The following is an 8,256-nucleotide window of genomic DNA, read 5'->3' on the forward strand; positions in this document are numbered from 1 at the left end:
CGCCGGTCGCGCTTCGTCGGCCGGCCGTGCAATTCGGCCGCCGGCTCGCGATACGTGCGGCGCCGCTCCAGTTCGGCGAGCCGCGCGGCCCGCCCCGCTTCCGTTTCCGCGTAGAGCGTCTGCGCGACGCTCGCCGGCCCGCGCACGTCGCACACGCCAAGCACGGCAATGTGCCAGACGATGCCGTCGATCGCAATCTCGACCTCGTCGCCCACGCGCACTTCCTTCGCCGGCTTGACCGCCGCGCCGCCGATCTTCACGTGCCCCTTGTCTACCGCATCGGTCGCGAGCGAGCGCGTCTTGAAGAACCGGGCCGCCCATAGCCATTTGTCGATGCGCAGCTTCGCGCCCGGTTCGGTCGATATCTTGTAATTCATCGCAGCCTCCGCCGGGCCGCCCCAAGGAGGCTGACCGCCCCCTCGGGGGGCAGTGAACGAAGTGAGCGTGGGGGTCGTTTCATCTCAGCTCACCGTTTCGGGCTGCGCGGCCCTGACCGGCCAGCCCTGCAGATTCTCGGCGACGATCTCGCCGAGCGCGCCGATCCACGCGGGCGCGCCGTTCAGGCACGGAATGCGGTGGAACGCCTTGCCGCCGCCGGCGAGGAACTCGTCGCGCACTTCCATGCCGATCTCCTCGATCGTCTCCAGGCAGTCGGCCGTGAAACCGGGACAGAACACGTCGGCCCGCCGCACGCCGGCCTCGCCGAACTCGCGCAGCGTCGGCGCGGTGTAAGGCTGCAGCCATTCGGCCTTGCCGAAACGCGACTGGAACGTGACGCGGCATTCGGTCGTCGACAGCCCGAGCGCGGCCATCAGCAGCGCACCCGTCTGCTGGCACTGGTCGTGATAGGGGTCGCCGAGGTCGAGCGTGCGCTTCGGCACGCCGTGAAAGCTCAGCACGAGCTTGTCGCCGGCCGCGAAATCGGGCCGGCCGTGCTGCGCCCAATATTGGCGCACCTGCTCGGCCAGCGCATGGATATAGGCCGGATGGTCGGCGTAGTGCCGCACCGTGCGCACCTCGGGCTGGTTGCGCATGCGCGCGAGCGCGTCGAAAGCGGCGTCGAAGGCCGTGGCCGTGGTCGACGCCGAGTATTGCGGATACATCGGCATCAGCAGCACGCGCTCGACGCCCGCACGCTTGAACTGCGCGAGCGCGTGCGAAATGTTCGGGCTGCCGTAGCGCATCGCGTAGTCGACCGTCACGTGATAGCCGTTCGACGTGAGCAGATGCCGCACGCTGTCCGTCTGGCGCTCCGTGTGCACGCGCAGCGGCGAGCCCTCGGGCATCCAGACCGCCGCGTATTTTTTGGCGGACGCACGGCCGCGCAGCGGCAGGATCAGTGTGCGCAGCAGCACTTGCCAGACGGCCTGCGGGATCTCGACGACCCGCGGATCCGACAGGAATTCAGCCAGGTAGCGCCGCACCGCGCGCGGCGTAGGGGCGTCGGGCGTGCCGAGATTGATCAGCAGCACACCGATGCGATGGGCAGCCGCGGTGCTCGAAGGCGGCTCAAGATCGAAACGCATGGGCAATTACGTGCTCGGGGCACGGGACCGGACGGCTCTCAATTATAGCGGGCCGCCCCGCACCGGTCGGCTGGCCGTTCGGCCGACTGCCTACTTACGCAGTGTCGCGGCACGATGACGGGGCGGGATCGGGCTAGCGATGGCGGGCTACTGCTGGCTCAGCGTGAGCGACAGCAGGCGCGCGGTGATGTCGACGATCGGTATCACGCGGTTGTACGCCATGCGGGTCGGGCCGATCACGCCGAGCGTGCCGACGATCTGCCCGTTCACCTCGTAAGGCGCGGTGACGACGCTCATTTCCTCGATCGGCACGAGCGTCGATTCGCCGCCAATGAAGATCTGCACGCCCTGGGCGTGGCTCGACACGTCGAGCAGTTGCAGGAGGCCCGTCTTTTGGTCGAATACGTCGAACAGCTTGCGCAGCCGCGCCATGTCGGACGACAGATCCGCCACCTCGAGCAGGTTGCGCTCGCCGGAAATCAGCACGGTGTCCTCGGTGTCGGGCACCTCGGTGCTGGCCGTCACGGCCGCGTGCATCAGCGCGGTCATGTCGCCGCGCAACTGGTCGATCTCGTCGCGCAGGCGGCGGCGCACCTCGTCGAACGACAATCCGGCGAAATGCGCGTTGATGTAGTTGGACGCCTCGGTCAGTTGCGACGGCGAGTAATCGCGCGGCGTCGCGAGCATCCGGTTCTGCACGTCGCCCTCGGGCGTGACGATGATCAGCAGGATGCGCTTGTCCGACAGGCGCATGAACTCGATCTGCTTGAACACGTGGCTGCGGCGCGGCGTCAGCACGACGCCCGCGAACTGCGACAGGTTCGACAGCACGCTCGCGGCGGCGGCCACGACCCGCTGCTGCGGCTCGCCGGCCTGCAGCGTGTTCTGCACCTGCCGCGCGACGGCTTCGGCGTCGATCGGCGCCTCGACCGTCAGCATCGTGTCGACGAACAGCCGGTAGCCGCGCGGCGTCGGCACGCGGCCGGCCGACGTGTGCGGGCTCGACACGAGGCCGAGTTCCTCCAGGTCGGACATCACGTTGCGGATCGTCGCCGGGCTCAGCTCGAGCCCGGAGTAACGGGACAACGTGCGCGATCCGACTGGCTGACCGTCGGCGATATACCGTTCGATCAGGGTTTTCAGGAGGGTTCGTGCGCGAGGATCTAGCATGGTGGAAAATTTTAGCGCAACCGCGCGACCGCGGCGAGTGGCGTCGGCTACCGTTGCGCGGGCCGGCCCGATCCGGCCCCGCCTGCGCACAGCCGGTTCTTTTCGTCAACGAGCTATGGTGTAATGCCGGCATGAAAACCGGTAATCAGTTCAACACTGTCGCGCTCGTCGGCCGGAGCAACACGCCCAACATCGCCGAGCCGCTCGCCACGCTGGCCGCCTGCATCGCCAAGCGGGGCTTCGAGGTCGTCTTCGAAGCCGAGACCGCGCGCGAGATCGGCATCACCGGCTACCCGGCGCTGACCCCGGCCGAAATCGGGGCGCGCGCCGACGTGGCGGTCGTGCTGGGCGGCGACGGGACGATGCTCGGCATCGGCCGTCAGCTCGCGCCGTACAAGACGCCGCTGATCGGGATCAACCACGGGCGGCTCGGCTTCATCACCGATATCGCGGCGGCCGACATGCAGGCGCTCGTCCCGGTGATCCTGTCCGGCAAGTTCGAGCGCGAGGAGCGCGCGCTGCTCGAAGCCCGAATCATGCGCGACGGCGAACCGATCTACCACGCGATCGCCTTCAACGACGTCGTCGTGAACCGCAGCGGCTTCTCCGGGATGGTCGAGCTGCGCGCATCGGTCGACGGCCGGTACATGTACAACCAGCGTTCGGACGGCCTGATCGTCGCCACGCCGACCGGCTCGACCGCTTACGCGCTGTCGTCGGCCGGCCCGATCCTCCATCCGCAACTGGCGGGCATCGTGCTCGTGCCGATCGCGCCGCATGCGCTGTCGAACCGGCCGATCGTGCTGCCCGACGATTCAAAGATTGCGATCCAGATCGTCGGCGGGCGCGACGTCAACGTGAACTTCGACATGCAGTCGTTCACCGCGCTCGAACTGAACGACACGATCGAAGTGCGCCGCTCGAAGCACACGGTGCCGTTCCTGCACCCGATCGGCTACAGCTACTACGCAACGCTGCGCAAGAAGCTGCACTGGAACGAACACGCCTCGAACGAAGACGACAAGGCGTCCTGACGCCGCTCCGCCCGACACCATGCTCCGCCACCTCTCGATCCGCGACTTCGTCATCGTCGCCGCGCTCGATCTCGAATTCGACAGCGGCTTTTCCGTCTTTTCCGGCGAAACCGGCGCCGGAAAATCGATCCTGATCGACGCCCTTGCCCTCGCGCTCGGCGAACGCGCCGACGCGAGCGTCGTGCGCATCGGCTGCGGCCGCGCCGACATCACCGCCGAATTCACGCAGCACGACCGCGTCGCGCGCTGGCTCGACGAACACGCGTTCGACGCCGAGGACACCGTGATGCTGCGCCGCGTGATCGACGCGAACGGCCGGTCGCGCGCGTTCATCAACGGCACCAGCGCAACGCTCGCACAACTGCGCGAGCTCGGCGAAATGCTCGTCGACATCCACGGCCAGCATGCGCACCAGCTGCTGATGCGGCCCGACGCGCAGCGCGAGCTGTTTGATACGCACGCGGGGCTCGTCGCCGACGCCGCAAACGTCGCGCGCGCATGGCGCGTGTGGCGCGACGCGACGCAGGCGATCGAGGCCGCAAAAGCGCACGAGCGCGAGCTGCAGCTCGAACGCGAAAAGCTCGCCTGGCAGCTCGCCGAGCTCGACAAGCTCGCGCCGCAGCCCGGCGAATGGGACGAAGTCAGCAACGAGCACAAGCGCCTGTCGCATTCGGCGAACCTGATCGAAGGCGTGCGCGGCGCGCTCAACGCACTGTCCGAGTCCGACGACGCGATGCTCGCGCAGCTCGGCGCGATCGTGTCGAAGCTGCGCAGCCTCGCCGACTACGACACCACGCTCGGCGACGCGCTCGCGTCGCTCGAACCGGCCGAGATCCAGCTGCAGGAAGCCGTCTATTCGCTGTCGCACTATGCGCAGCGTGTCGATCTCGATCCCGAACGGCTCGCGCAGGTCGAAACGCGCCTCGATGCGCTGCACTCGACCGCCCGCAAGTTCCGCTTGCCGCCCGACACGCTGCACGAAGAACACGCGGCCCGCCGCGCGCAGCTCGCCGCACTCGATGCGGCCGCCGATCTCGGCGCGCTCGAAGCGGTGCAGGCCAAGGCGCGGGAAGCCTATCTCGCCGACGCCAGGCATCTGTCCAAGGCACGCACCCAGGCCGCCAAGACGCTCGGCACGGCCGTCACGGCCGGCATGCAGGAGCTGTCGATGGCAGGCGGGAGCTTCGAGGTCGCGCTCGTGCCGCTCGCCGACGGCGGCCCGCACGGGCTCGAGCAGGTCGAATTCCGGGTCGCCGGGCACGCTGGTGTGCCGCTACGGCCGCTCGCGAAGGTTGCGTCGGGCGGCGAACTCGCGCGGATCAGCCTCGCGCTCGCGGTAATCGCCAGCGCGGCAAGCCCGACGCCGACGCTGATCTTCGACGAAGTCGATACGGGGATCGGCGGCGGTGTCGCCGAAGTGGTCGGCCGCCTGCTGCACCAGCTCGGGCGCGATCGCCAGGTGCTGTGCGTGACGCACCTGCCGCAGGTCGCCGCGCGCGGCGACCACCACTTCCAGGTTGCGAAGGGCTCCGACGACCGTGGCGGCACGGTGTCGTCGGTCATCGCGCTCGATCGCGCCAACCGGATCGAGGAAGTCGCGCGGATGCTCGGCGGGCTCGAGATCACGGCCACGACGCGCAAGCACGCGAAGGAAATGCTGGCGGCCTGACGCCGGCCATCCGTTTTCCGTTCATCGAATGCAAAAAGACCGGCGCACGCGCCGGTCTTTTTTTGGCATGGCGGCGCGATCTCGCCCGCCCTGCCGCACCGCATCGAACGGCCGTTTCAATTATCCGTTTCAACCGCCCCGAACACGCGTGTCCATAGCGCCGTCACGGCCGCCCGCTCGTCGGCCACCACGGCCGGATCGACCCGCGCCTTCTCCATCCCGTCGAGTCGCAGCTTGTGCTGCAGCTTCCGGTACTTGCGGTACGCCGCGCCGACCCGCTCGGCCTCGTCCTCGCCCATCAGCCCGAAGCGCGCGACCTCGCGCAGCAGCGCGATGTTGCCCGTATTGCGGATCAGCTCGGCGTCGCTCGACGCGTGCAGCAGCACCCAGTACTGGACGATGAACTCGATGTCGACCATCCCGCCGCGATCGTGCTTCAGGTCGAACAGCTCGGTCTGGTTCGGGTGGCCGGCGAACACCTTGCCGCGCATGTCGACGATTTCCTTCGCGAGCACGCCGCCGTCGCGCGGCGTCGTCAGCACCTGCTGGCGAATCGCCTCGAAGTCTGTGCCGATCTGCGCGTCGCCCGCACTGTAACGGGCGCGCGTCAGCGCCTGGTGCTCCCAGACCCACGCGGTATTCGCGGCATCGCCCTCGCGCAACTGGTAGCGACGGAACGCGTCGAGATCGGTGACGAGCAGCCCGGCCTCGCCGTTCGGCCGCAGCCGCAGGTCGATGTCGAACAGCGCGCCCGCCCCGGTCGCGGTGGTGAGCCACGTGATCAGCCGCCGCGTGAAAGTCGTGTAGACGTCCGCCGAGCGCTCGTCCGCGTCGTCGTACAGGAAGATCAGGTCGAGATCCGATGCGTAGCCGAGCTCCTTGCCGCCCAGCTTGCCGTACGCGATCACCGCGAACTTCGGCACGTCGCGATGGCGCTTCGCGAGCTGCGACCAGACGACTTCGATCGTCACGTCGAGCACCGCGTCGGCCAGTTCCGACAGTCGGTCGCTCACGTGTTCGACCGACAGTTGCCCAGCGAGATCGATCAGCAGGATCCGGAATACCTCCGCGTGCTGCGCGTGCCGCAGCAGGTCCATCTGTTGCTCGGGGCCGTCGGCCGCGGCAAGGCGCGCACGCAGTGCGTCCTTGAACGCGGGCCAGTCGAACGGGCTCGCGATCGCCTCGTCGTCGAGCAGTTCGTCGAGCAGCTGCGGATGGCGGATCAGGTAGCCGCCGCCCCAGCGCGTCGCGCCGAGCACCGACAGCACGCGGTCGAGCGCGGCCGGATATTCGGTCAGCAGCGCGAGATAGACGCCGCGCCGGCTGACCGTCTCGAGCAGGTCGAACAGGCGCACGACCGTATCGTCGCGGCGCGCCGCGTCGATCTTCGGCGCGGCGTCGAGCGCCCGCTGCGCGACGCTGTCGAAGCGCTGCCGGCTCTTTTCCGGCAGGCCCGAGTAGCGCGACGACTGCCAGATCGCGCGCAACCGGCCGAGCACCGCGGCCGGATCGGTAAAGCCGAGGCCGTCGAGACGCGCGACCAGTGCGTCGTCCTCGCCGTCGTCGGCCAGCGCGCCGCTCCAGATCCACGCGGCGGCCGTGTCGTCGCCGGCCGCGCACGGTGCGCCGCTCGCCTTGTCGGCAAAAATCTGGTCGAACTGCGCTTCGACGAACGTGCGGTGGCCATCCAGCACCGTCATCAGCGCTGCATAGTCGGCAAAGCCGAGCGATGCAGCCAGCGCCGCGCGTTCGTCCGGCTCGACCGGCATCGCGTGCGTCTGCGCGTCGTTGCGGTACTGCAGCCGGTGCTCGAGCGTGCGCAGGAAGTTATAGGCGTCGGTCAGGCCCGCGCGCACATCCTCGCCGATCAGCCCGCGCGCCTGCGCATGGCGCAGCACCGCGAGCGTCGGCCGCACGCGGAATTCCGCATCCTGACCGCCGCGGATCAGCTGGAACACCTGCGCGCTGAACTCGATCTCGCGGATCCCGCCGCGCCCGAGCTTGATGTCGTCGGCCTTGTCGGGCCGCATCGACGCGCGGCGCGCGGCTTCCTGCCGGATCTGCTGGTGCAGCGAGCGGATCGCGCCGATCACGCCGAAGTCGAGATAGCGGCGGTACACGAACGGCTTGACGATCGACTCGAGCTGCGACTCCAGCCGCTGCGCTGCGTCGCTGTCGCCTTCCGATACGAGCCGCCCCTTGATCCACGCATAGCGCTCCCACTCGCGCCCCTGCACGTAGAAATACTCTTCGAGCATGCCGAGGCTGCAGACGAGCGGCCCCGAATCGCCGTTCGGACGCAGCCGCATGTCGACGCGAAACACGTAGCCGTCGGCTGTGACTTCCGACAACACGCCGATCAGCCGCCGGCCGAGCCGCGTGAAATATTCCTGCGTGGACAGCGGCGAGCGCGCGCCGCCGGTCGTCTCGCCGTCGTCCTCGTAGACGAAGATCAGGTCGATGTCCGACGACACGTTCAGCTCGCGGCCGCCGAGCTTGCCCATCCCGACCACGCCGAGCACGACGCGCTGGCCGTCGGCGCCGCGCGGCTCGCCGTACAGCGCCTCGAGCTCGGTCGACAGCAGCGCGAGCGAGCGCTGCACGGCCACTTCCGCGAGATCGGTCATCGCGCCCGTCACCTCGGTGACGTCCGCCAGCCCGCGCAGGTCGCGCTCCGCCACCGCGCCGAATGCCTCGGCGCGCAGTTGCCGCAGTGCGCGCTTCGCTCGGAAGAGCGTCGTGTAGGGCCAGAGCGTGCGCCAGCGTGTAGGTCTCTGTGGTCGCCGCATCATTAACAGAAAAAACAGCTCGCGTCGCACAGGCTCTCGGTCCACCACGCCGATCACATGACGCCACC

6 protein-coding genes are annotated in these 8,256 nt (G+C 68.6%); 2 read left to right on the forward strand and 4 right to left on the reverse strand.

From position 1 onward, the window contains the following. From G3N93_RS29055 to hrcA, 3 genes are all read right to left on the reverse strand, one after another. The coding region (locus G3N93_RS29055; RefSeq protein ID WP_206134508.1) for an RNA-binding S4 domain-containing protein at positions 1-377 on the reverse strand (377 nt) is incomplete at its 3' end. Between the two features lie 84 nt (positions 378-461). Continuing rightward, positions 462-1,526: a ferrochelatase gene (hemH, locus tag G3N93_RS29060; protein ID WP_174984138.1), complete on the reverse strand. Its 1,065-nt coding sequence runs from the start codon at positions 1,524-1,526 to the stop codon at positions 462-464. A 147-nt stretch (positions 1,527-1,673) separates the two neighbouring features. Further along, positions 1,674-2,696: a heat-inducible transcriptional repressor HrcA gene (gene hrcA, locus G3N93_RS29065; RefSeq protein ID WP_031399637.1), complete on the reverse strand. Its 1,023-nt coding sequence runs from the start codon at positions 2,694-2,696 to the stop codon at positions 1,674-1,676. Positions 2,697-2,827: 131 nt separating this feature from the next. Between hrcA and G3N93_RS29070 the strand changes: the two genes are divergently transcribed. Beyond that, complete coding sequence (locus G3N93_RS29070; RefSeq protein WP_122944533.1) at positions 2,828-3,730, forward strand: NAD kinase; 903 nt, start codon at positions 2,828-2,830, stop codon at positions 3,728-3,730. Between the two features lie 19 nt (positions 3,731-3,749). Next, a complete protein-coding gene (gene recN / locus G3N93_RS29075; RefSeq protein ID WP_174939271.1) occupies positions 3,750-5,399 on the forward strand; it encodes a DNA repair protein RecN in 1,650 nt (549 codons plus the stop codon). A 116-nt stretch (positions 5,400-5,515) separates the two neighbouring features. Here the strand turns inward: recN and glnE are convergent, their stop codons facing one another. Next, positions 5,516-8,191, reverse strand: a complete 2,676-nt coding sequence (gene glnE, locus G3N93_RS29080; RefSeq protein ID WP_374196522.1) for a bifunctional [glutamate--ammonia ligase]-adenylyl-L-tyrosine phosphorylase/[glutamate--ammonia-ligase] adenylyltransferase — start codon at positions 8,189-8,191, stop codon at positions 5,516-5,518. Positions 8,192-8,256: the final 65 nt, after the last annotated feature.

The sequence above is a fragment of the Burkholderia sp. Se-20378 genome, from assembly GCF_017104665.1.
GTDB lineage: Bacteria > Pseudomonadota > Gammaproteobacteria > Burkholderiales > Burkholderiaceae > Burkholderia > Burkholderia lata.